Origin of the sequence: Sphingorhabdus arenilitoris (genome assembly GCF_042651485.1) — a bacterium.
GTDB classification, from domain to species: domain Bacteria; phylum Pseudomonadota; class Alphaproteobacteria; order Sphingomonadales; family Sphingomonadaceae; genus Sphingorhabdus_B; species Sphingorhabdus_B arenilitoris.
On record NZ_JBHSDH010000013.1, the window covers coordinates 1,801,649 to 1,821,549 of the forward strand.

Consider the following 19,901-nt stretch of genomic DNA (forward strand, 5'->3'; position numbering starts at 1 on the left):
TTAACGGTGCATTTTATTCTGTCCATAGGGGCAAGAGTAAATTGTATCAGTAAGGGACAATGAGCTGCGGTCAGGGCCTAACCCAAATGCACCTGCGCGGTTACCCCCATGGCATCGGCCAATTTCGCCAGCCGTCCGCGGATTGATTCGCTATCCAGCGCGGCGAGGTCAGGCGGTATCGTCAGCACAAGATCACCCGCCGCCATTTTCAATGGACACCGCCCCAAAATTTCCGCCGTGCCGCCGCTCAGCCGGTGTCCCAAACGGATGGCCAGCCCCCAGATGCGAGCCCGTTCGGATATATGCGCAGGGATCAGGGAGGATAGGGCCGACAGGTCACCACCGGTTCCGCCAAAGGTAGCGTAAAGCGCGGTTGCCAATATCGTCCGGTCACGGGCGGTGACGCCAACCCAATTGCCATGTAGCGCCAATTCCTCACCGCTTAGTGCGCGAAATTCCGGATTGCTGGACCAGCCCAAGTCCGCAAGCAAACAAGCCGCATGGCGCAGGCGGAGCAGCTTTACCGCTTCGCCCGGGAACAAGCCGTCCAACCATCCGGCAAGCGCATCGCCGAATCCTGGGAAGCGCTCGGCAATTTGCGAGGCAGCGCGCGCGCCGACGATCAGCGGATCATGGCGGCGTTCTTCGGGGTCCAATTGCTGGAACAATAATCCTTCGCGCAAGCCAAAGGCGCAGACGCGCATTTTTGACGGGCTGATAATATCATTCAGTGCCGCCAAAAGCAGCGCCGCATCATGCAGCATCGGCACCCGCCCTTGCGGCATTGCGGGCAGGCCGGATAAAATCGCCTCATCCATTTCCTGAATCTGCCGAACAAGCGGCGCGACATCTTTGCACGGAATGACATAATTGCCGATAATCGGCAGCGGTGATTTGCTGACATGGATATGCACCCGCGCCAGCGCCCGCCAACTGCCGCCTACCAGATAAAGCGGCAAATTATTGGACCGCCATAGCCAGGGGATATCCGCAGTCAATTTCTGCAAATGTTTGCGCAGCGCATTGCCGCCCCGTGCGGTAAATTCGGGCACGCGCAATATGCCCAAATTGAGCGATACGGATTCATGCACCTCGCCGCCCGAGACGCGGACCAATTCCATGCTGCCCCCGCCCAAATCAACGACAATGCCATTGGCAATTGGTAACGCGGAAATCACCCCCATGCCCGACGCCGCCGCTTCTTCTTCGCCGGATAATATTTTGACAGGCAGGCCAAGCTCGCGGATTTTCTGAACAAAGGCGGGGCCATCGCTGGCATCACGCACGGCGGCGGTGGCCGCCACTTGCAAATCTTCGACCTGCATCAATTTGACCAGCATAGCAAAGCGGGCCAGCGCTTGAAGCGCCAACGCAGCATCGCCGGGGTCAAGCGCGCCGGTGGCAATTACCCCGCGGCCCAGCCCGGCCAAAAATTTCTCATTATATAAAACCGTGGGCGCCCGCGCCGGTCCGCCATAAACGACGAGCCGGATCGAGTTGGACCCAATATCAATAATGGCGCGCCGAATATTGTTCCTCACGCAGGGGGGTTTAGACGCAATTTCGGAACCTTACCAGAGGAGAATATCGCTGCGCCTCGCCCGGAAAGGGAAGGGTTATTCATAAAATAATGATGCAGGTTAAATTTGCGTTTGCCCGGTTCCAACCGGCGATAACTGCCATCGCTTTGCAGCATCCAGCTCTGTTCATTGTCGAGCAGATTGGCGACCATCACCTGATCCAAAATCTGATCATGCACCGTTTCATTTTCGATTGGCATGGCATATTCGACCCGCCGGTCGAAATTGCGCTGCATCCAATCAGCGGAGCTGATATATACTTTTGCACGTTTGTTGGGCAGCGCTTGTCCATTACCGAACGCCCATATCCGGCTATGTTCCAAGAAACGGCCAATGGTCGATCGCACCCGGATGTTATCGGACAAACCTGATACGCCTGGCCGCAAACAACAGACACCGCGCACGATCAAATCAATGCTCACGCCTGCTTGGCTCGCCTCATATAATTTATCGATGACCTGATCATCGGCGAGCGAATTCATCTTGGCCCAGATCATCCCCTTTTTACCCGCCGCGACATTGGTGATTTCTTCATCAATCAACGCAATGACATGCCGCCGCAAATCTTTCGGGCTGATGGTGAGTAGCTCCAGACTCGGCGGATTGACATAGCCGGTGATATAATTGAACACTTTGGCGGCATCGCGCCCGGCTCTCGCATCGGCGGTGAAGAAGCTTAAATCGGTGTAAATCCGCGCCGTAACCGGATGATAATTGCCCGTCCCAAAATGGCAATAAGTCGTGAATTTGCGCCCTTCCTTGCGCACCACCATCGAAATTTTGGCGTGGGTTTTCCAATCGATAAAGCCATAGACGACCTGCACCCCCGACCGTTCGAGCTGCGCCGCCCAGTGCAGATTCTGTTCCTCGTCAAAGCGCGCCTTTAATTCGACCACAGCGGTCACCGACTTACCCGATTCCGCCGCATCACACAGCGCCCGGATAATCGCCGACTGCTTGCCTGCGCGGTAGAGCGTTTGTTTGATCGCAATCACATCCGGGTCGGCGGCGGCTTGATTCAGGAAGGACACCACCACATCAAATGCTTCATAGGGATGATGGACGACGATATCCTTTTGCTTAATCGCGGCAAAACAGTCGCCGTCATGCTCGCGGATCCGTTCGGGAAAGCGCGGAGCATAGGGTTTGAATTTCAGATCGGGCCTATCTTCCTCGACCAACTCGCCCAGCTCGGTGATTCCCAAAAAGCCGCTGGTTTCCATAATCAGCGCATCATCCCCGCCCAGCTCCCGCCGGATCAGCAATTCCAGTTCATCGGGCATTCCCACCTCGACCTTCAACCGGATCACCCGGCCCCGGCGGCGGCGTTTGATCGCGCTGCGGAAATAGCGGACCAGGTCTTCGGCTTCTTCTTCCATTTCAATGTCGCTATCGCGGATGATCCGAAACGCCGCGCTGCCCAGCACTTCATAGCCGGGAAATAACCGGTCGCTAAATTTGCGGATCAGCGTCTCAATAGAGATATAGCGCACCGTCGATCCCGACAGCCGGATGAAGCGGTTGAGCGAATTGGGGATCATTATCAGCTCGCGTATCTTTTCCCCATCGGAAAGACGGCGCAGATCGAAAATCAAGCTTAGGCACAAATTGGGGATGAAGGGAAAAGGATGCGCCGGGTCCAGGGCCTGCGGCGTTAATACCGGGAAAATCTGATCCTCAAAATCGGCACCGGCGAGGCGAACGTCATCTTCGGTCATGGAATTTTCATCGAGCACCAGAATATTTTGTTCGGCCAACTCGCTTTTCAGCTTTTGCCACAAATCCTGCTGCGCCGCCATCAGCTCGTCTGCCGCCAAGTCAATCGCCGCCAATTGCTGTGTTGGCGTCAATCCGTCAATCGACGGTTCCTCAATCCCTTGCACCTGCTGCCCGCGAAGACCAGCAACCCGGACCATGAAAAATTCGTCCAGATTGTTGCCCGAAATTGACAGGAAACGGAGCCGTTCGAGCAGCGGATGGCTGGGATTTTGCGCTTCTTCGAGCACCCGCCAGTTGAATTTGAGCCAGCTAAGCTCCCGGTTGAAATAGCGCTTTTCACAATCATTGGCATCCGCAATGCTTACGGGCGCCAATAAAGCGGTGCCCACCGGCCCCGTTAGCTGCCCTTTTTTTTTACGCGCCATGGATTGATGTACTTTCTTGTGAATCGCCGTCTGGTTATAGCCTATGCGAAATATTTATTACAATTTTGCTTAAATAGTATCATCCGCGTATCCATCATGTTCGATCAATGTTCTCTTTTTCTTGCTCTTGACCGGTCGCCGCGCTAATTGGCGGATAAGAGGGACGTGCCATGATCGCAAAATTAACCGGACGAATAGACGAGGTGGGCACCGACCATCTGGTCATTGACGTGCAAGGCGTCGGCTATCTGGTGCAAGTATCCGCGCGGACATTGGGCGTTTTGGGCGGCACGGGCGAATTTGTCAGCGTTTATACCGAAATGCAGGTCAGCGAGACCGACATGCGCCTGATCGGATTTGCCAGCCGGGAGGAACGCGACTGGTTCCGCCTGCTCACCACGGTGCAGGGCGTCGGCGGCAAGGTGGCGCTGGCGATTTTAAGCGCACTGGAGGCCGATGACCTGACGCTCGCCATCGGCAGCGGCGATGCCGCGATGGTGGCGCGGGCGAATGGTGTCGGACCAAAGCTTGCCAGCCGGATCGTCAACGAATTGCGCGACAAGGTTGGCGCATTGGCTGGGCTTGGTGGCGGTGCGAAACTGGCCGCAAGCGCTGGCGGCAAAGTGCCGAGCCACGCATCAGACGCGGTTGCCGCACTCACCGGCCTCGGCTTCAAACCGGGCGAGGCATCAAGCGCAGTATCGGCGGCGCTGGAAGAATTGGGCAAGGACGGAACGCTCGACGCGCTGGTGCGGTTAGCCCTAAAAATGGCTGGCAAGAAGGCGGGGAAGTGAGGGACACCCGACCTCTCCACAACCGTCACTCTGAACTTGTTTCAGGGTCCATCAGGCGGTTTCTTCTTCCCAAGCGGCGGCAAACCCAACCCCACCGCCAAGTCGGCCCAGTGGGGGTTATGTTCATTGATCAGGTTGATCTTCCATGGGCGGTGCCAATTCTTCAACTGTTTCTCTCGGCGAATGGCAAGCTCCATCTCGCCAAACATTTCAAAATGGACGAGGCGATAGATTTTATACTTCGAAGCATGCCCCAGCGTCGCGCCGTTGCGGTGCTGCCAGATGCGGCCAACAAGGTTGGACGTCACACCAATATAGAGCGAGCCATAAAGCTTGCTTGCAAGAATATAAACGCTGGGTTGCTTTTCCTCTCGTATGTGAAGAGCTTAGCGGAGAAATGGACTCTGAAACAAGTTCAGGGTGACGGTTTATTTGAAGTTTGTTCTCCCCAACCACGTCATCCCGAACTTGTTTCAGGACCGATAGTGCGGGTTTTCCGGGCTGAGCAGCTGACATCAAAAGGGGCCTAGATTTGAGCGACGAAAAACTTAGCCAAAGGCATGAAATTGCGATCCAATTCGTGCTTGACGATCACAAGAGAAGAAGGGATGCAATCCATCAAATAAATTTGGATCTTGCGAAATGGTTATACGCATCACTACTCACATTGAATACTGGCGCTCTGCTGTCATTGTCCAATAAGCTTGGAGAGCTCTCGCCCACTATATCCGGAACAGCAGCTATATTTTTCATCATTGGCTGCCTGAACGCTTTTGCATTGGGTCACAACCAATTATTGAGGGCTAGCCAAGCCTCAAAATTTCTCGACGAATCCGCCAAAAAAATAGTGTCGGAATTAGTTCCCGGCCCGACTGATGCGGAATTGGAAAAAAAAGTCGAAAAAATGGCAAATGAAATCAGAGCCGGCCGCAAATTGCCCGTTATTTTTGGATGGTTATCCGCATTATTTTTTGCGGCTGGTATATTGGTTATTGTATTCGCCACCTCCACGCAGCAAACCAAGGACTTAGACGGCCCTTTGCATCCGAAAACCCTGGAAGAATTTATCAAGCGGTAGGCAGAGTGGTGCGTTTTCCTACAATATCTATACAATTCCCTAGGATATGCTATAAATAGGCTATGTCACAGCTAAACATCTCTATCCCGCCTGCCCTGAAAGCGTGGGTTGAATCTCGCGTTGCCGAAGGGCGCTTTTCGTCTGCCAGCGATTATGTCCGCCATCTGCTCCGCCGTGATCAGGATGAGGCAGCAGAGGAGGCCGAATGGCTGCGCGGCCTGATTCAGGAGGGGCTTGATTCAGGTGTTGTCGACAAAGACCCCAGAGATGTTATCGAAGATATTATAGCCGAGCGCCACGCCCGGCATGGCTAAACTGGTCCTGACGCCAAAAGCCCGCAATGATCTCGCCGCGATAGATGAGTGGGGGTATCAGCAGTTCGGATTAAACGTGGCGGACGATTATTCACGCGGTCTAAAACAAGCTTTTGACCAGATCGCTGATTTCCCTAAGTCGGACGCGGCTGCTTCTGAAATAGGCAAAAACATCCGTTGCCTTACGCATCGCAAGCATCGGATATTCTATTCCTATACCAATGACACCGTTCTGATTGTGCGCATCGTGCATCATGCTATGGATGCCAAGAGAGCGATGAATTGATATGGCAACAAACCCTGACCTAACCCCCGCGCGCCAGCCGGACGACCTCGACGCCGCTTTGCGTCCCAAAAGCCTGTCCGAATTTATTGGGCAGGAGGCGGCGCGGGATAATTTGCGGGTGTTTATTGAGGCTGCGCGGTCGCGGGGTGAGGCGATGGATCATGTGCTGTTTTTTGGTCCGCCTGGCCTCGGCAAAACGACGCTGGCGCAGATTGTTGCCAAGGAAATGGGCGTCGGTTTCCGCAGCACATCGGGGCCGGTGATTGCCAAATCGGGCGATCTGGCCGCGTTGCTCACCAATTTGGAAGAAGGCGATGTCCTGTTCATCGACGAGATCCACAGGCTAAATCCTGTGGTCGAAGAGATCCTCTATCCGGCGATGGAGGACCGCGCGCTCGACATTATGATCGGCGAGGGGCCAAGCGCCCGTTCTGTCCGCATCGACCTGCCCGCCTTTACTTTGGTGGGCGCGACGACGCGGCAGGGGCTTTTGACCACGCCGCTGCGCGACCGCTTTGGTATTCCGGTGCGACTCAATTTTTATACGCATGATGAACTTGAACTCGTCGTGCGCCGCGCCGCAAGGCTGCTGGGGCTTGAGATTGCGCCCGATGGCGCGCAGGAAATCGCTCGGCGCGCGCGGGGCACGCCGCGGGTGGCCGGACGGCTGCTGCGCCGGGTGCGGGATTTTGCCAATGTCGCTGGCGATGCCATCGTGACGGCCAAATCGGCTGATGCCGCGCTCACTCGGCTGGAGATTGACGCGCTGGGGCTCGATGCGATGGACCGGCGGTATTTGATGATGATCGCCGATATCTACAAAGGCGGCCCCGTCGGCGTTGAAACGCTGGCCGCAGGGCTGTCCGAACCGCGCGATACCATCGAAGAAGTGATCGAGCCCTACCTAATCCAGCTGGGCCTTGTTGCCCGCACCGCGCGGGGCCGCGCGCTCAATGACCGGGCGTGGAAGCATCTGGGGCTCAACCCGCCCGCGAGCGCCCAACCCATCGCCGATCTATTCGGTGAGGGAAAATAGCGCCTCCACAGGCCGATCAAACGCTTCGGTCATTTTGCGACCATTGCGAAACAAACTGCGACGAAATGAGTGATAATGTCACATTCCCCCTTTCGCCGTCTGCGCCGAACCGATAAGCCTGTGGGCCAATGACAGCGAGCCGCAGCCCTCACCTCCCCTATCAAGGCCATTTTGACGGCACAGAGCATAAATTTGCCGTGCGGGTTTATTTTGAGGACACCGATTTTTCCGGGGTTGTCTATCATGCCCGCTACCTGCATTTTATGGAGCGGGCGCGGTCGGATATGCTGGCACGGGCGGGGATTGATCAGCGCGCGGCGCATGAGGCGGGCGAGGGCGCTTATGCCGTTACGGCGATGGATTTGAAATTCCGGCGTGCGGCGCATTTTGACGACGCGCTGCTCTTGACCAGTACGGTGGAGCGCATTGGCGGGGCCAGCGTTGATATCCATCAAACCATCACCCGCGATGCAGAGATTATCGTAACCGCCAAAGTCACCGCCGCTTTTGTTAGCCCGCAAGGCCGCGCACGGCGGCAACCAAAGCAATGGGTTGCGGCCTTTGAAAAGATTTTGCACAAGGGCGGGGCTTCCCTCCCATGAAACAGCCACAGGATAAATATATCATATGTTATTGTTAACCGCCGCTGCCGCCAGCGCCGAAAGCGCGGCCAATTTCAATCCGCTGCAACTATTCCTCGACGCCGACCTGGTGGTGAAGGCCGTGATTATTGGCCTGATCATCGCCAGTATCTGGGTATGGACGATCATCGTCGCCTTCATAATGAAAATGGGCAAGATCAACAAACAAACCGAAAAATTCGAACGTGATTTTTGGAAATCAAACGATATTGACGGATTCCACAATGACCGGGGCAAAAGCGAATTGCCGATTGCCCGGGTGTTTGCAGCGGGCGTGGCCGAATGGCGGCGCTCGACAAATGGCAAAGTGATTGACCGCGATGGCACGCGCGAACGGCTGGCCACTGCCATGGATGCGACCATTGCGGCGGAATGCGACAAGCTGGCCAATCGGCTCAACTTTCTGGCAACCACAGGTTCGGTTGCGCCCTTCATCGGCCTGTTCGGCACAGTGTGGGGTATCATGCGCAGCTTTGCGGCAATTGCGGCGGAGCAAAATAGCTCGCTCGCCGTTGTCGCACCGGGGATTGCCGAGGCTTTATTTGCGACCGCGATCGGGCTTTTTGCGGCCATTCCGGCGGTCATCGCCTATAACCGTTTTTCGCACCGGCTGAATCAGCATGAGGCGCGGCTTGGCCGTTTCGCCGACGGGTTCCACGGCACATTGTCGCGCGAGCTGGAGCGGGAGGCTTAACCCATGGCGATGAATATATCTTCATCCGGGGGACGCGGGCGGCGCGGGCGCAGGGGCGGCGCAAACCGTGCGCCCATGGCCGAGATTAACGTCACCCCCTTTGTTGACGTGATGCTCGTGCTGCTGATTATCTTCATGGTCACCGCGCCGCTGCTGGTATCGGGCGTGCCGGTTGATTTGCCCGACAGCAGGGCCAATGCATTGGACCAACAAAAGGACCCGGTTGAGGTCAGCATCGACCGCGAGGGCGCGTTTTTCGTCGATGGCAACGCGGTGGCACCTGCCGATTTGGGCGCGGCCTTTGACCAAATTGCGGTCGGGCAAAGCGCCGATAATCCCCGGCAAATCACCGTGCGCGCGGATAAGGAAATCAGCTATGGCCGGATCATGATGGTTATGGGGGAATTAAACCGGGCGGGGCTGAATAGCGTCAACCTGGTCACCAACACCGCCGCTACAGTCACCGCAGGTTCATCTGGAACGGAATAGCCCATGAGGATGGACCGCATAGAACAAACCGGTCTCGCTACGGCGGTACTCATTCATGGCTTGCTGGCGCTTGCCATATGGTTTGCCATGCAAAATGCACCGAAAGAAGCGGTGAAGCCGCAGCCGAGTATTAACGTATCGCTCGTCGGCGAAATCGCTCCGGTGTCGTCCGCGCCCGACGCGATACAAGAAGAGCCTGCCCCTTCTTCGCTGGCAGACGCGCCCGCTCGTCTATCCGATCCAGCGCCAGAAGCGCCGACGGTCACGCCGACACCGGTGCCGCAAGTGACGCCGACACCGGTTCGCAAAATAACGCCAACCCCGCCCAAAACGCCGCCAAAGACGGTTCCAGTTCAAAAGACCGCACCGCCCAAAACTACCCCCAAAGCAACGCCCAAAGCTACTCCGAAATCAACACCGAAGGCGGCGGCTAAAACTAGCCCACCAAAAACCGCAACGAAGAAATCTGGTGGCTTTGGTAAAGGATTTGAACAAACCATCGCGGGCATAGGCGGCAGCTCTAGCAGCAGCGCCAGCGCAGCGTCGGGCGCGGGCAAAGCGTCGGGCACTCCGGCGGCCAAGTCAGGCGCGGAAGTGCGCCAATCGGTCACCGCCGCATTGGGATCGCAAATCAAACCCTTTCTTAACAAATGTGTGCCTAACTCGCCGGAGATTAACCGCCTGATTTTCCCAGTCACGGTCAGTCTGGACAGCAGTGGCCGAGCGACAGGCACCAATATCGGTAGCCCGTCTGGCGTCACCGACACCAACCGGCCGCAAGTGTCGCCGGTCAAAGATTGCATATCCAAAGCGATCAATGCCGCATCGCCCTTTCGCGGCCTTGATCCTGATTATCATGATGTATGGAAATCCCATTCCATGCGTATCAAGCCCTCTTAACCTTCCGATGACGGAAACAGGAAATATGACTATGTTTGACAGAATGAAAATCGCACTACCGGCAAAGACATTTGCTGGTTTATACGCCATTATTTTCTGCCTGACCGCGCCTGCGTTGGCGCAAAATAATGCGCCTGCAGCAGCAGCCCCGCCGCCCGCCGACGATGAGCCTGAATTGGTCGAATTCGAAACCGCAAAAGCGCGCAGCGTCGCGGTGCCCAGCTTTGTCGCGCCATCGCCTGTCAATACGCCGGCGGGCAATAGCGCGAATTTGGGCCGTCAAATTGCCGAAGTTATATCATCCAATCTGCGGGCCAGCGGCCTGTTCGAACCCATCGGGCCTGCGGGCGTTCGCGCAATATCGCTCGCGGAGGTAACCGCGCCGCAATATAGCTATTGGAAAGGGCGCAATGCGTCTTTGCTGATCGAAGGTTTTGTGCGCGTTGGTGCCGACGGCAATCTGACCGTCGGATGCTATCTCTATGATGTCACCTTTGGCAGCGAAACGACGCGGCTTGGCTTTGTCGTTAGCCCCGGCGATTGGCGCCGCGCCGCGCATAAATGCGCCGATGCCTTTTATTCCAAAGTCACTGGCGAAAAACCATTTTTCGACAGCCGCATCGCTTATATCGCGGAAAGCGGGCCAAAGGGGAACCGGGTCAAACGGCTGGCCATTATGGATAGCGACGGGGCCAATCACAAATTTATCACCAGCGGACAATCGACCGCGCTGACCCCGCGTTATTCGCCCAATTACCGGTCGATCCTCTATCTCAGCTATACTGACGGTAACCCGCGCATCTATGTCTATGATGTCGATAGCGGGCGGCAGCGATTGATTACGCAAAGCTCCAACCCGACCTTTGCCCCGCGCTGGTCCCCCGATGGGCAGACGATCCTCTATTCAATGGCGATAGCGGGCAATACCGATATCTATAAAATCTCCGTCAATGGCGGCGAACCGGTGCGGTTAACCAATGCGCCGGGCATTGATGTCGGCGGCAGCTTTTCCCCTGATGGGCGGCAAATTGTGTTTGAAAGCGACCGTTCGGGCAGCCAGCAGCTATATGTTATGAATGCCGACGGATCGAATCAGCGCCGAATCAGTTTTGAAGGCGGCCGTTTCGCTACACCCGAATGGAGCCCGCGCGGCGATTTAATCGCCTTTACCCGCATCGCTGGCGATTTTCGCATTGGCACGATGCGCCCCGACGGTTCAGGTATGCGCCTTTTGACCAATAGCTGGCAGGACGAAGCGCCGACATGGGCACCGAATGGCCGGGTCATCCAATTCTTTCGTACGGCAAAGAATAGTGGTAAAACAGGCATATGGCAGGTGGACCTGACCGGACAAAATGAACGGCAATTGCCGACTCCGGTTGACGGGTCCGACCCGGCATGGGGGCCAGTATTGCCCTGATTAAGGGCGGCATAAGCTTCTACGCAACCCAAATCGGGGGGCGGAGTATAGAATGGGGAAGTATATATTAAGGAGAAGGCTAAGATGGTAAAAATGACCCAAAAAACCCGGTTAATCGGCCTATTGCTGGTATCCAGCGCGCTGGTTTCCGCTTGCGGTAAAAAGAATATCGAAGATCTTCCGCCCACCGCATCAGGGACCGATGATGGCGGATTTAATAACGGCAATAATGGCACGATCCAAAATGCAGTTGTACCAGGCAGTCAGGAAGATTTCGTCGCGTCGGTTTCCAGCGACCGTATCTTCTTTGACACCGATCGTTTCAATATCGACACCCAGGATCAAATCGCGCTGCAAAGTCAGGCGCAATGGCTGGCCCGTTATCCGCAGGCACAGGTGACGATCGAAGGCCATGCCGATGAACGCGGCACACGGGATTATAACCTGGCGCTTGGCGAGCGCCGCGCCAATGCCGCGAAAAACTATCTGGCGTCATTGGGCGTCAATCCCGCGCGTATCCGCACCGTCAGCTACGGCAAGGAACGGCCAGATGCGTTGGGATCGAACGAACAAGCATGGGCGCAAAACCGCCGGGCCGTTTCGGTTATCATCCGCTAAGGCCAAATTTGTTTGCGGGCGTGTGCGGCGCCAGTTGCCGCGCCCGCAATGCTCCGGTCAACCGCCGTTGGTATCGGCTTTGCGATAGGGGACAAAGGCACCGAAACGGCATATCGGTCCCGGGATATTGCTAAACCGGTCCACCATCTGGAACGTATCTCCCTTGCAATAGTTACCGGCAAAGGTGCGGATGACCATGATGTCGTCCTCATCGCCCAACCCGCGGCAGGCATAATCCAGCTGCGTTTTATAAACCAGCCCGCGGCCCGCCCTATAGAGCAATATATCATCGCTGATCCGCTCCATATTGAGCCGCGCCCCGTCGGTGAGGCAGGTTTGCGGCTTGCCAGCAACTTTCCCGGCAAGCGCCTTATCCAGCCGCTCACTTTGTTTGACGGTCAGGGGTGCGGGCGTGCTGTCAACATTGGCCGCCGAACAAGAGGCCAAAGCAACGGCGGCGAGCGGGGCAATAAACGCGAAACGATAAGTCATGGTCATTCTCCTTATTCCCCCCTCAGCATCTACGTTATGTATAGCCTAAATCCTGCGCCTATTCCAGCGCGGCCTGATGGCGTTTTTCTCCCGCTGTCACGCGGACAATCGCGCCGGCCAGATCGCCCGGTGGCGGTTCCGCCATCATCGCAAGAGCGCGCGCGCCATGTTCCATTTCCAACAATAAAGTCGCGGCCCCCGGCACGTCCTTCACCACCGGCTGACAATAGCTGAGCACGCGTCCTTTGCCGCTGGGCATATGATCCAGCGCAGCCGTTGCAGGCTGGTAGCCGCCCGCAACCTCGCCGGTCCATGGCCGGGCAGGCTGGACCGCGCTATAGATACCAATCGCCTGTTTCGACATCACCCCGCCATTGGCCGTCACCATTGCTGGTTTTTCCCCATTCTGCCGCAGCGCTTGGACCATGGCAGTCAAGCTGTGCAGTGCGTAGCCATTGCCCGGACCGCCAAAAAAGCTAAGCCCGCCGGTCAACGTATAATCGCCCAGCGGCCTTTCTGGCGCTCCGACGGCATCGATGGCGGCAAAGACCGCGCAGGGAAAACAGCTGTAAATATCGACAGGGCCAAGCTGCGCGGCGGTCACGCCCGCCTGATCCAACGCTGCCTGCGCCGCAAAAGATAGCGCATCGCTGCCCGCGATATTGGCCCTTTCGCTGAGCGGCACATCGGCTGCTTCTGCCGCCCCGGTCAGCCATATCATCTTATCTTCGGCAATCCCCAATTGCCGCGCCATACCGGCGGTCGTTAGGATCAGCGCGCCTGCCACATCGACCGCATCCTGCGCCACCATCCAGCGGCGGTAAATTTGTGTCAGCTGATAATTGCCATCCGCATCACTCTGCAAAGCTTCGGCGGTCCAGTCTTTGGCAAATTGGGCATGGTCCCGCCCCAGCGACCGAGCGGAGAAGGCAGCCCATAGCTGCGCCATCTCGCCATCATATTCGGCAGGTGAGAGGCCAAGCCGCACCCGCCGCGCGGTTTCGATCAGGCTATAGGCCAGCGGCATAGAGATGACGGCATGACGGATTTCGGCGCGGCTCAAGATCGGATAGGACGACAACCGGTTGTCAAAAGCGATATCCGATGGTTGCCGCCAGTCGAGCTGCTTACCTTGTTTGCGCGCGCGTTTTGCCGTGCCGTTGGCCTCCCCCCCGGCGATCACCACTGCGCGATATTCGCCGCGCCGCACCGCGCCCGCCATTTCGCTGACGATGGCTTGCGGGCTTTGGCCGCCAATATCGGCATAGATAAAATGCTGCGGAGCGATACCCGCCGCATGGGCATAAGCCTGCGGCACATTTTCGGGCGATCCGGTGCCCATGGAAACGCCGCTATCTTCAAAACTGCGAATGGCGGCGATGCAATCAATCGCGGCGGTCAATGCCGCACCCTGACCGCTGTCATCCAACGCTGTTTTAATCGCGGCGCTGGTCAAATCGGTTGGCGAGGGCCATTCCAGTCCCAGTGACCGGCCGCTTGCTTCCCCCACCGCAACCAGCACCGGCGCCCGTTCATCAAAATCAGCCATTGCATCCTCTTCCCATAAGTTTAATCATCTGATTAAATCAGCAGACGAAAGCTGCAAGCGCAAATATTGGTGGGAGAGAAGATTATGGCGAAATGGCCAAAGCTGAAATGGGATGTTGAACCAACAGGGCCGTTAAAGGGGATAAAGGTCGTTGATATGGCGACCGTTGTGCTGGGCCCCTTTGCCACCTTGCAGCTAGCTGATCTCGGCGCAGAGGTTATTAAAATTGAAAATAGCGAGGGCAATACGCCCGGTGACCTAATGCGGTATGCCGGTGATTCCCCGACCAAGGATTTAGGGCCAATTTTTGCCGCGCTGAACCGTAATAAAAAAGCGATGAACCTGAATGTCAAAACGGATGCGGGCAAAGCGATATTGGCGGCGCTGTTGGAGGATGCCGATGTTTTCATCCACAATGTCCGCATGGCGGGTATGGAGCGGCTGGGCTTTGGCTATGACGAAGTGAAGGCGATCAATCCCGATATTATCTATGTCCATTGCGCCGGATTTGGTGCGGGCGGCGAATATGGGGAGCGGCAGGCTTATGATGATTTGATCCAAGCGGCGTCGGGCTTTGCCTCTTTATCTGAAATGCGCGATGGCGGGCGGCCAAGCTATGCCCCGTCGCTGGTCGCGGACAAAGTCAGCGGGCTATTCGCAGCGCAAGCCGTGATGGCGGCGATAATCGCGCGGCAAAATGGCCAAGGTGGGCAATTTGTGCAAATGCCGATGTTCGAAGCCTTCACCTGGTTCCATATGGTCGAAAATCTGTTCGGCGAAACTTTTCTGCCTGGCAATGGGAAGCTCGCCTATACCCGCTCGATAAACCCGCGCCGCCGCCCCTATCCAACCGCCGATGGCTATATCGCCATCGTCCCCTATAATGACCATCAATGGCGTAAATTTTTTGAACTCGGCGGGCGGCCCGGCGTGTTCGACGATCCCCGCTTTTCGACCTATCAGGAACGGTCGAATAATGTCGGTGAGCTTTATGCGATTATTGAGGAGGTCGCCGCGACCAAGGCCACTGATGAATGGGTGGCGTTGCTTGACGAACATAACATCCCGGCGATGCGGTATCAGCGTATGGACGATGTCATTACCGATCCGCATTTGGCGCAGGTCGGATTTTTTCAAGAGCGCGAGGGCGAACATATGGGCAAATATCGTTCGATGCGTCACCCCGTGCAGTATCACGGCACGCCGGTTGCGACCTATGCCGATCCGCCCCGCCCCGATGCCGATGGTGATGAAATCAGGGCCGCTCTTGGCCTTGGGACCTGACCCTCGCCGATTAAGCGAGCAGGCCGCGCATGATGATGTCGACAGTATGTTCGCGGTAATTGTCGCGCAGCGCTTCGCTCACCTCATGCTGGTCATAGCAATGTTTCAGCACTTGCCGCGCATTGAAAAAACGGTCAGCTGCGCCGGTGACGGTGAAATAGAAAAGCTGCGGGTCCACATTGCGAAATTTGCCCGCATCAACGCCGTCGGCGATCAGCGAGCTATAGGCATCGGAAATGGGTTTCAGGTACAGCTCCGCAATGCGTTTCGCCTCTGCTGGCGCGCTATCGCGGATCATCCGCATCAACAGGCGGTTGAGATAGGGGAAGGAGAAATAGGTATCAATCACCGCGCCAATATGCAGGCGCAGTTTTTCTTCGGGCGGCATATCCTTGGCCACCAGCGCCTGTAACGCATTGACCACATTGGTCATATCACGCTCCAAAAGCGCCTGCATCAAACCGTCTTTATTTCCAAAATAATATTTGACGAGCGCGCTGTTCAGCCCGGAACGCAGCGACAATTCGGAAAGCGACAAATCGACAGTGTCGCCGTCGCGCATAATTTGGCAAGCGGCCTCCAATAATTGTTCGCGGGCCGATGCATTGTCGGAATTATCATTCAACTGTGTCGACATTAACGCCCCCTCCCTTCGGGCCTCATTGTCTATCGCCATAATGGGGTGCTGTCATCACTTTAGCGATATTCTGCCTTTTCCCACCAGGGATAAAAATCGGGCATATCCGATGCCACACCATCGGGGTAGCTCGGCGTTCGTTTTTCCAGAAAACTGGCGATCCCTTCCTGCGCATCGCCGGAGCGCGAGCGGCGGTATATTGCCCGGCTGTCGATCTTATGCGCTTCCATAGGATGATCGCTAGCCGAAAGCCGCCACAGCATAGCGCGGGTGAGCGCGATGGAAACCGGCGCGGTGTTATCGGCAATTTCCCGGGCCAGCGCGATTGCAGCGGGCATTAAATCTTCCGCGTCATGGACACTGCGCACAAGGCCGCCAGCCAATGCTTCATCCGCGCCAAACACCCGGCCCGTCATGCACCATTCGAGCGCTTGCTGCATTCCCACGAGCCGCGGCAGAAACCAGCTGGACGCCGCCTCTGGCACGATACCGCGCCGGGCAAAGACGAAACCGAACCGGGCGCTTTTGCTGGCCAGGCGGAAATCCATCGGCAATTGCATGGTAGCCCCGATGCCGACAGCAGCGCCGTTAATCGCGCCAATAACGGGTTTTTTGCATTCAAATATTCGCAGCGTCACCATGCCGCCGCCATCGCGAACGCGCGTATCAGAAAGGCTTTCGACCTCGCTGCCATCGGCGAAAACTTCGGCGCCGTCATCAGGGGTCAGGTCCGCGCCTGCACAAAATGCCCGCTCACCTTCGCCCGTGACAATAACCGCACGGACATCATCATCGGCATCTATTTGATCAAATGCCGCGATCAATTCCGCCATCATCACGTTGGTGAAAGCGTTCATTTTGTCGGGGCGATAAAGGGTGATAGTCGCGATATTGTCCGTCACGGCGTAGCGAATTTGCGTAAAATCACCCATTATCTTGTTCCCTAATTTAACGCGGTGACATCCGGATTGCACCGTCAAGCCGCACATCTTCGCCGTTGAAATAATCGGTTTCGATCATGCATAAAGCCAGCTTCGCATATTCATCGGGCTGACCCAAACGCTGCGGAAAAGGAACCGACGCGCCCAGTGCATCGCGCACATTTTGCGGAGCCGCCGCCAGCAGCGGTGTATCAAAAATGCCCGGCAATATGGTGTTGACGCGAATGCCATCGCGGCTCAAATCGCGCGCGATAGGCAGGGTCATGCCAACAACACCGGCTTTCGACGCGGAGTAAGCAGCCTGGCCGATCTGGCCATCTTCGGCGGCGACCGACGCGGTATTCACAATTGCCCCGCGCGCGCCGCTGTCATCCAGCGGGTCGAGCGTCAACATGCCCGCCGCTGATTTGGCGATGCAGCGGAATGTGCCGACCAGATTGACCTGAATCACAAAGTCAAAGGCCGAAATCGGGAAATGCTTCACCGATCCGTCCTCTTTTGACCGGCTTGCGGTTTTGATGGCGTTGCCGATGCCCGCGCAATTCACAAGGATCCGTTCCTGTCCGTGGGCGGCGCGCGCCTTTTCAAATCCAGCATCCACATCTTCGTCGCTGGTCACGTTTACTTTGCAAAACACACCGCCAATTTCGGCGGCGAGCGCCTCGCCTTTTTCGGCATTCATGTCAAATAAAGCGACCTTCACGCCCTTTGCCGCCAATGCTCGCGCGGTCGCCGCGCCAAGGCCGGATGCGCCGCCGGTAACGACAGCCGCCATAGTTTCATTCAATTCCATATTCGTATCCTGTTATTCAAAAATTATACGCGCTCAATGATCGTGACATTCGCCTGACCGCCGCCTTCGCACATGGTTTGCAGACCATATTTACCGCCGCGTGTTTCCAGCGCGTTGAGCAATGTCGCCATCAGCTTGGTTCCCGACGCGCCCAGCGGATGACCCAGCGCAATTGCACCGCCATGGACATTCAGCTTTTCATGCACGCCGCCGGTATGCTTCATCCAGGCCAGCGGAACCGGGGCGAAAGCTTCGTTGACTTCATACAGGTCGATATCGTCCATCTTCATGTCGGCACGGGCCAAAGCGCGGTCGGTGGCAAAGAGGGGTTCCTCCAACATGATCACTGGGTCTCCCGCCGTCACCGTTAAATTGACGATCCGCGCGCGCGGGGTCAGGCCATGTTCTTTCAACGCTTTTTCCGAAACGATCAGCACCGCCGACGATCCGTCGCAAATCTGGCTGGCATTGGCCGCCGAAATCGCGCCGCCTTCTTGCAGCAATTTGACGCTGCCAATGCTTTCCATCGTCGCGTCAAAGCGGATGCCTTCGTCAACCGTATGCCATTCTTTGCCATCGGGGGTTTCAATTTCCAGCGGCACAATTTCATTTTCAAATGCACCAGATTCCACCGCAGCAATGGCGCGCTTATGCGATTCAAGCGCATAGGCGTCCAAATCTTCGCGGGTGAAGCCGTATTTTTTGACGATCATTTCCGCGCCCACAAACTGGCTGAACATCACCTTGGGATAGGCTTCTTCGAGGCGGGGTGATTTATAATTGCCCAAACCTTCTTTCATATAAAGCGTGGCGGTGGATCCCATCGGCACGCGGCTCATGCTTTCAATACCGTGCGCCAGAACAATATCCTGCGTTCCGCTCATCACGCCTTGCGCCGCAAATTGCATCGCTTGCTGCGACGAGCCGCATTGGCGGTCAATAGTCACCGCTGGAATGCTGTCAGGCAATTTCGACGCCAGCACCGCATTGCGGCCAACATCCATTGTCTGCTCCCCGCCCTGCATAACGCAGCCGGTGATAACATCTTCAATCGCAGCAGGGTCGAAATCATTACGCGCGGCAATGGCATCAAGCGTCGCCGCGCCCAAATCAACCGGGTGGATACCCGCAACACGCCCGCCGCGGCGGCCGCCAGCGGTTCTTACGGCATCAACAATATAAGCATCGGCCATTATAAAAGCCTCCCTTTCATGGTGGAATCAGATAATTTAATCGCTTGATTAAACTGCGGATCGGCTATGGTCAATCCATTCCTGCTGTTCTTCTCACGTCCCTAAACGTTTTGTGGAGTGACACCGGCCCTTAGCCGGTGCACCTTCGCTGTCAGTCTTGCAATGTGAGAGGTCTTTGTCATGTCATTTACAAACGCAGCGGTTCGATCATCTGCTTCCAATTTATTGACGAGCTTAAGCACGCTGAACTCTGCGTTATTGCCGCTTTCTCCTTTGCGGGTTGGCGAAGCATTACGACACAAAGACAGCCTGATAGGTAATATACTCGCAAATATTTTCGATGTCGTGTCCGGCCAAGCGAAAGCTGCAACACATAGCCCGATTACGGTGGGATCGTCGGTTACACGGCGTGACGACGGCACAAAATTGACAACAATTTATATTGATGTTCAAGCCAATTTTAGGGTGGATGGGGGAACATTGCCGACAGGCGTAAGCTCAGCTTCCGAGGCGCGTGCGATAGAACGGGCTATCGAACGTGATTTTTCCAAGAGCTACACCGATCCGGGCGGCAACACTGTGCGATATGTGACGAATGTCAATATGACAGTCGGACAGCCAGAATCGGATACACGCGCGCAGTTCATCATGGTTGCGGCGGGCGATTCTAGGTTAGGAGGCGGTGCAGGAACATTGGGCCGTGCACCGGGATTTGAACATGGCCGAATTGCCTATATCAGCGATCAGGCGGGCGCGCGCACAGCGCCGCATGAATTCGGCCATCTTGCCGGGTTGCGGCATACAGCGCAGGTTGATCAAGGATGCGTTACCGGTCCAGGCATCAGCATCGACAATCTGATGAGCCAAACAGGGTGTTCAGCGACTTCTCACCAAATTGAGCGTCAGCAGTTGCAACAGATTTACCACAATCCTGTTTTCCGCTAACTTATAACAATGCAATTTCTTCTCAAAGCCGCTATTTTGCCCATCCTATTGGTTTCCTGCGGCGGCTTGCCGC

General features: G+C 56.3%; 22 protein-coding genes. 13 read left to right on the forward strand and 9 right to left on the reverse strand.

Features of this window, described 5'->3' with window-relative positions; genetic code table 11:
- Window positions 1-77 precede the first annotated feature (77 nt).
- Window positions 78-1,541: a Ppx/GppA phosphatase family protein gene (locus ACFOWX_RS12885; RefSeq protein WP_381424751.1), complete on the reverse strand. Its 1,464-nt coding sequence runs from the start codon at window positions 1,539-1,541 to the stop codon at window positions 78-80.
- Complete coding sequence (locus ACFOWX_RS12890) at window positions 1,538-3,724, reverse strand: RNA degradosome polyphosphate kinase (protein WP_381424753.1); 2,187 nt, start codon at window positions 3,722-3,724, stop codon at window positions 1,538-1,540. Before ACFOWX_RS12890 ends, ACFOWX_RS12885 begins: the two co-directional genes overlap by 4 nt.
- 170 nt (window positions 3,725-3,894) lie before the next feature.
- Between ACFOWX_RS12890 and ruvA the strand changes: the two genes are divergently transcribed.
- Complete coding sequence (gene ruvA / locus ACFOWX_RS12895; protein ID WP_381424755.1) at window positions 3,895-4,518, forward strand: Holliday junction branch migration protein RuvA; 624 nt, start codon at window positions 3,895-3,897, stop codon at window positions 4,516-4,518.
- Window positions 4,519-4,559: 41 nt separating this feature from the next.
- On the opposite strand, the gene ACFOWX_RS12900 is transcribed toward ruvA, so the two are convergent.
- Window positions 4,560-4,895 carry a GIY-YIG nuclease family protein gene (locus tag ACFOWX_RS12900; protein ID WP_381425069.1) on the reverse strand — a complete coding sequence of 112 codons (336 nt, stop codon included), beginning with the start codon at window positions 4,893-4,895 and terminating at the stop codon, window positions 4,560-4,562.
- Window positions 4,896-5,050: 155 nt separating this feature from the next.
- On the opposite strand from ACFOWX_RS12900, the gene ACFOWX_RS12905 reads away from it, so the two are divergent.
- The 10 genes from ACFOWX_RS12905 to pal all read left to right on the forward strand — a co-directional run bounded on the left by ACFOWX_RS12905 (window position 5,051) and on the right by pal (window position 11,994).
- Complete coding sequence (locus ACFOWX_RS12905; RefSeq protein ID WP_381424757.1) at window positions 5,051-5,596, forward strand: hypothetical protein; 546 nt, start codon at window positions 5,051-5,053, stop codon at window positions 5,594-5,596.
- Between the two features lie 62 nt (window positions 5,597-5,658).
- Entirely contained in the window at window positions 5,659-5,910 is a 252-nt protein-coding gene (locus ACFOWX_RS12910) for a type II toxin-antitoxin system ParD family antitoxin (protein ID WP_381424760.1), read from the forward strand.
- A complete protein-coding gene (locus ACFOWX_RS12915; protein ID WP_381424762.1) occupies window positions 5,903-6,196 on the forward strand; it encodes a type II toxin-antitoxin system RelE/ParE family toxin in 294 nt (97 codons plus the stop codon). The genes ACFOWX_RS12910 and ACFOWX_RS12915 overlap by 8 nt, the downstream gene beginning before the upstream one ends.
- A 1-nt stretch (window position 6,197) precedes the next feature.
- Window positions 6,198-7,232 carry a Holliday junction branch migration DNA helicase RuvB gene (ruvB, locus tag ACFOWX_RS12920; RefSeq protein WP_381424764.1) on the forward strand — a complete coding sequence of 345 codons (1,035 nt, stop codon included), beginning with the start codon at window positions 6,198-6,200 and terminating at the stop codon, window positions 7,230-7,232.
- A gap of 128 nt (window positions 7,233-7,360) precedes the next feature.
- Window positions 7,361-7,834, forward strand: a complete 474-nt coding sequence (locus tag ACFOWX_RS12925) for a YbgC/FadM family acyl-CoA thioesterase (protein ID WP_381424765.1) — start codon at window positions 7,361-7,363, stop codon at window positions 7,832-7,834.
- A 25-nt stretch (window positions 7,835-7,859) separates the two neighbouring features.
- Window positions 7,860-8,567: a protein TolQ gene (tolQ, locus tag ACFOWX_RS12930; RefSeq protein WP_381424767.1), complete on the forward strand. Its 708-nt coding sequence runs from the start codon at window positions 7,860-7,862 to the stop codon at window positions 8,565-8,567.
- Window positions 8,568-8,570: 3 nt separating this feature from the next.
- A complete protein-coding gene (gene tolR / locus ACFOWX_RS12935; protein WP_381424769.1) occupies window positions 8,571-9,056 on the forward strand; it encodes a protein TolR in 486 nt (161 codons plus the stop codon).
- 3 nt (window positions 9,057-9,059) lie between these two features.
- Entirely contained in the window at window positions 9,060-9,956 is an 897-nt protein-coding gene (locus tag ACFOWX_RS12940) for a hypothetical protein (RefSeq protein ID WP_381424771.1), read from the forward strand.
- A gap of 31 nt (window positions 9,957-9,987) precedes the next feature.
- Window positions 9,988-11,376 (forward strand): Tol-Pal system beta propeller repeat protein TolB, encoded by a 1,389-nt coding sequence (gene tolB, locus ACFOWX_RS12945; protein ID WP_381425071.1) that lies wholly within the window; start codon window positions 9,988-9,990, stop codon window positions 11,374-11,376.
- Between the two features lie 93 nt (window positions 11,377-11,469).
- On the forward strand, window positions 11,470-11,994 hold the full coding sequence (pal, locus tag ACFOWX_RS12950) for a peptidoglycan-associated lipoprotein Pal (RefSeq protein WP_381424773.1): 525 nt from the start codon (window positions 11,470-11,472) through the stop codon (window positions 11,992-11,994).
- Window positions 11,995-12,051: 57 nt separating this feature from the next.
- Here the strand turns inward: pal and ACFOWX_RS12955 are convergent, their stop codons facing one another.
- Together ACFOWX_RS12955 and ACFOWX_RS12960 are read right to left on the reverse strand one after the other, a co-directional pair.
- Window positions 12,052-12,486, reverse strand: coding sequence for a hypothetical protein (locus tag ACFOWX_RS12955; protein ID WP_381424775.1), 435 nt, complete (start codon window positions 12,484-12,486; stop codon window positions 12,052-12,054).
- Between the two features lie 58 nt (window positions 12,487-12,544).
- Window positions 12,545-14,035 carry a hypothetical protein gene (locus ACFOWX_RS12960; RefSeq protein ID WP_381424777.1) on the reverse strand — a complete coding sequence of 497 codons (1,491 nt, stop codon included), beginning with the start codon at window positions 14,033-14,035 and terminating at the stop codon, window positions 12,545-12,547.
- Between the two features lie 84 nt (window positions 14,036-14,119).
- Here ACFOWX_RS12960 and ACFOWX_RS12965 point away from each other — a divergent pair, with 84 nt between their 5' ends.
- Window positions 14,120-15,319 carry a CaiB/BaiF CoA transferase family protein gene (locus ACFOWX_RS12965; protein WP_381424778.1) on the forward strand — a complete coding sequence of 400 codons (1,200 nt, stop codon included), beginning with the start codon at window positions 14,120-14,122 and terminating at the stop codon, window positions 15,317-15,319.
- Window positions 15,320-15,329: 10 nt separating this feature from the next.
- Here ACFOWX_RS12965 and ACFOWX_RS12970 read toward each other — a convergent pair whose 3' ends face one another.
- From ACFOWX_RS12970 to ACFOWX_RS12985, 4 genes are read right to left on the reverse strand one after another with little or no spacing between them, the layout of a single operon-like run.
- Window positions 15,330-15,956: a TetR family transcriptional regulator gene (locus ACFOWX_RS12970; protein WP_381424780.1), complete on the reverse strand. Its 627-nt coding sequence runs from the start codon at window positions 15,954-15,956 to the stop codon at window positions 15,330-15,332.
- 59 nt (window positions 15,957-16,015) lie between these two features.
- A complete protein-coding gene (locus tag ACFOWX_RS12975; RefSeq protein WP_381424782.1) occupies window positions 16,016-16,888 on the reverse strand; it encodes a crotonase/enoyl-CoA hydratase family protein in 873 nt (290 codons plus the stop codon).
- A 16-nt stretch (window positions 16,889-16,904) separates the two neighbouring features.
- Window positions 16,905-17,690: an SDR family NAD(P)-dependent oxidoreductase gene (locus ACFOWX_RS12980; RefSeq protein WP_381424784.1), complete on the reverse strand. Its 786-nt coding sequence runs from the start codon at window positions 17,688-17,690 to the stop codon at window positions 16,905-16,907.
- Window positions 17,691-17,713: 23 nt separating this feature from the next.
- Window positions 17,714-18,883: an acetyl-CoA C-acetyltransferase gene (locus ACFOWX_RS12985; RefSeq protein WP_381424786.1), complete on the reverse strand. Its 1,170-nt coding sequence runs from the start codon at window positions 18,881-18,883 to the stop codon at window positions 17,714-17,716.
- Between the two features lie 180 nt (window positions 18,884-19,063).
- Here ACFOWX_RS12985 and ACFOWX_RS12990 point away from each other — a divergent pair, with 180 nt between their 5' ends.
- Window positions 19,064-19,828: a hypothetical protein gene (locus ACFOWX_RS12990; RefSeq protein WP_381424788.1), complete on the forward strand. Its 765-nt coding sequence runs from the start codon at window positions 19,064-19,066 to the stop codon at window positions 19,826-19,828.
- Window positions 19,829-19,901 lie beyond the last annotated feature (73 nt).

Excerpts from the sequence above, each read along its gene's own strand:
- ACFOWX_RS12890 (WP_381424753.1), bottom strand. The coding sequence starts at position 3,724 with ATGGCGCGTAAAAAAAAAGGGCAGCTAACGGGGCCGGTGGGCACCGCT.
- ruvA (WP_381424755.1), top strand. The coding sequence starts at position 3,895 with ATGATCGCAAAATTAACCGGACGAATAGACGAGGTGGGCACCGACCAT.
- ACFOWX_RS12910 (WP_381424760.1), top strand. The coding sequence starts at position 5,659 with ATGTCACAGCTAAACATCTCTATCCCGCCTGCCCTGAAAGCGTGGGTT.
- ACFOWX_RS12915 (WP_381424762.1), top strand. The coding sequence starts at position 5,903 with ATGGCTAAACTGGTCCTGACGCCAAAAGCCCGCAATGATCTCGCCGCG.
- ruvB (WP_381424764.1), top strand. The coding sequence starts at position 6,198 with ATGGCAACAAACCCTGACCTAACCCCCGCGCGCCAGCCGGACGACCTC.
- ACFOWX_RS12925 (WP_381424765.1), top strand. The coding sequence starts at position 7,361 with ATGACAGCGAGCCGCAGCCCTCACCTCCCCTATCAAGGCCATTTTGAC.
- tolQ (WP_381424767.1), top strand. The coding sequence starts at position 7,860 with ATGTTATTGTTAACCGCCGCTGCCGCCAGCGCCGAAAGCGCGGCCAAT.
- tolR (WP_381424769.1), top strand. The coding sequence starts at position 8,571 with ATGGCGATGAATATATCTTCATCCGGGGGACGCGGGCGGCGCGGGCGC.
- ACFOWX_RS12940 (WP_381424771.1), top strand. The coding sequence starts at position 9,060 with ATGAGGATGGACCGCATAGAACAAACCGGTCTCGCTACGGCGGTACTC.
- tolB (WP_381425071.1), top strand. The coding sequence starts at position 9,988 with ATGTTTGACAGAATGAAAATCGCACTACCGGCAAAGACATTTGCTGGT.
- pal (WP_381424773.1), top strand. The coding sequence starts at position 11,470 with ATGACCCAAAAAACCCGGTTAATCGGCCTATTGCTGGTATCCAGCGCG.
- ACFOWX_RS12955 (WP_381424775.1), bottom strand. The coding sequence starts at position 12,486 with ATGACTTATCGTTTCGCGTTTATTGCCCCGCTCGCCGCCGTTGCTTTG.
- ACFOWX_RS12960 (WP_381424777.1), bottom strand. The coding sequence starts at position 14,035 with ATGGCTGATTTTGATGAACGGGCGCCGGTGCTGGTTGCGGTGGGGGAA.
- ACFOWX_RS12965 (WP_381424778.1), top strand. The coding sequence starts at position 14,120 with ATGGCGAAATGGCCAAAGCTGAAATGGGATGTTGAACCAACAGGGCCG.
- ACFOWX_RS12970 (WP_381424780.1), bottom strand. The coding sequence starts at position 15,956 with ATGTCGACACAGTTGAATGATAATTCCGACAATGCATCGGCCCGCGAA.
- ACFOWX_RS12975 (WP_381424782.1), bottom strand. The coding sequence starts at position 16,888 with ATGGGTGATTTTACGCAAATTCGCTACGCCGTGACGGACAATATCGCG.
- ACFOWX_RS12980 (WP_381424784.1), bottom strand. The coding sequence starts at position 17,690 with ATGGAATTGAATGAAACTATGGCGGCTGTCGTTACCGGCGGCGCATCC.
- ACFOWX_RS12985 (WP_381424786.1), bottom strand. The coding sequence starts at position 18,883 with ATGGCCGATGCTTATATTGTTGATGCCGTAAGAACCGCTGGCGGCCGC.
- ACFOWX_RS12990 (WP_381424788.1), top strand. The coding sequence starts at position 19,064 with ATGTCATTTACAAACGCAGCGGTTCGATCATCTGCTTCCAATTTATTG.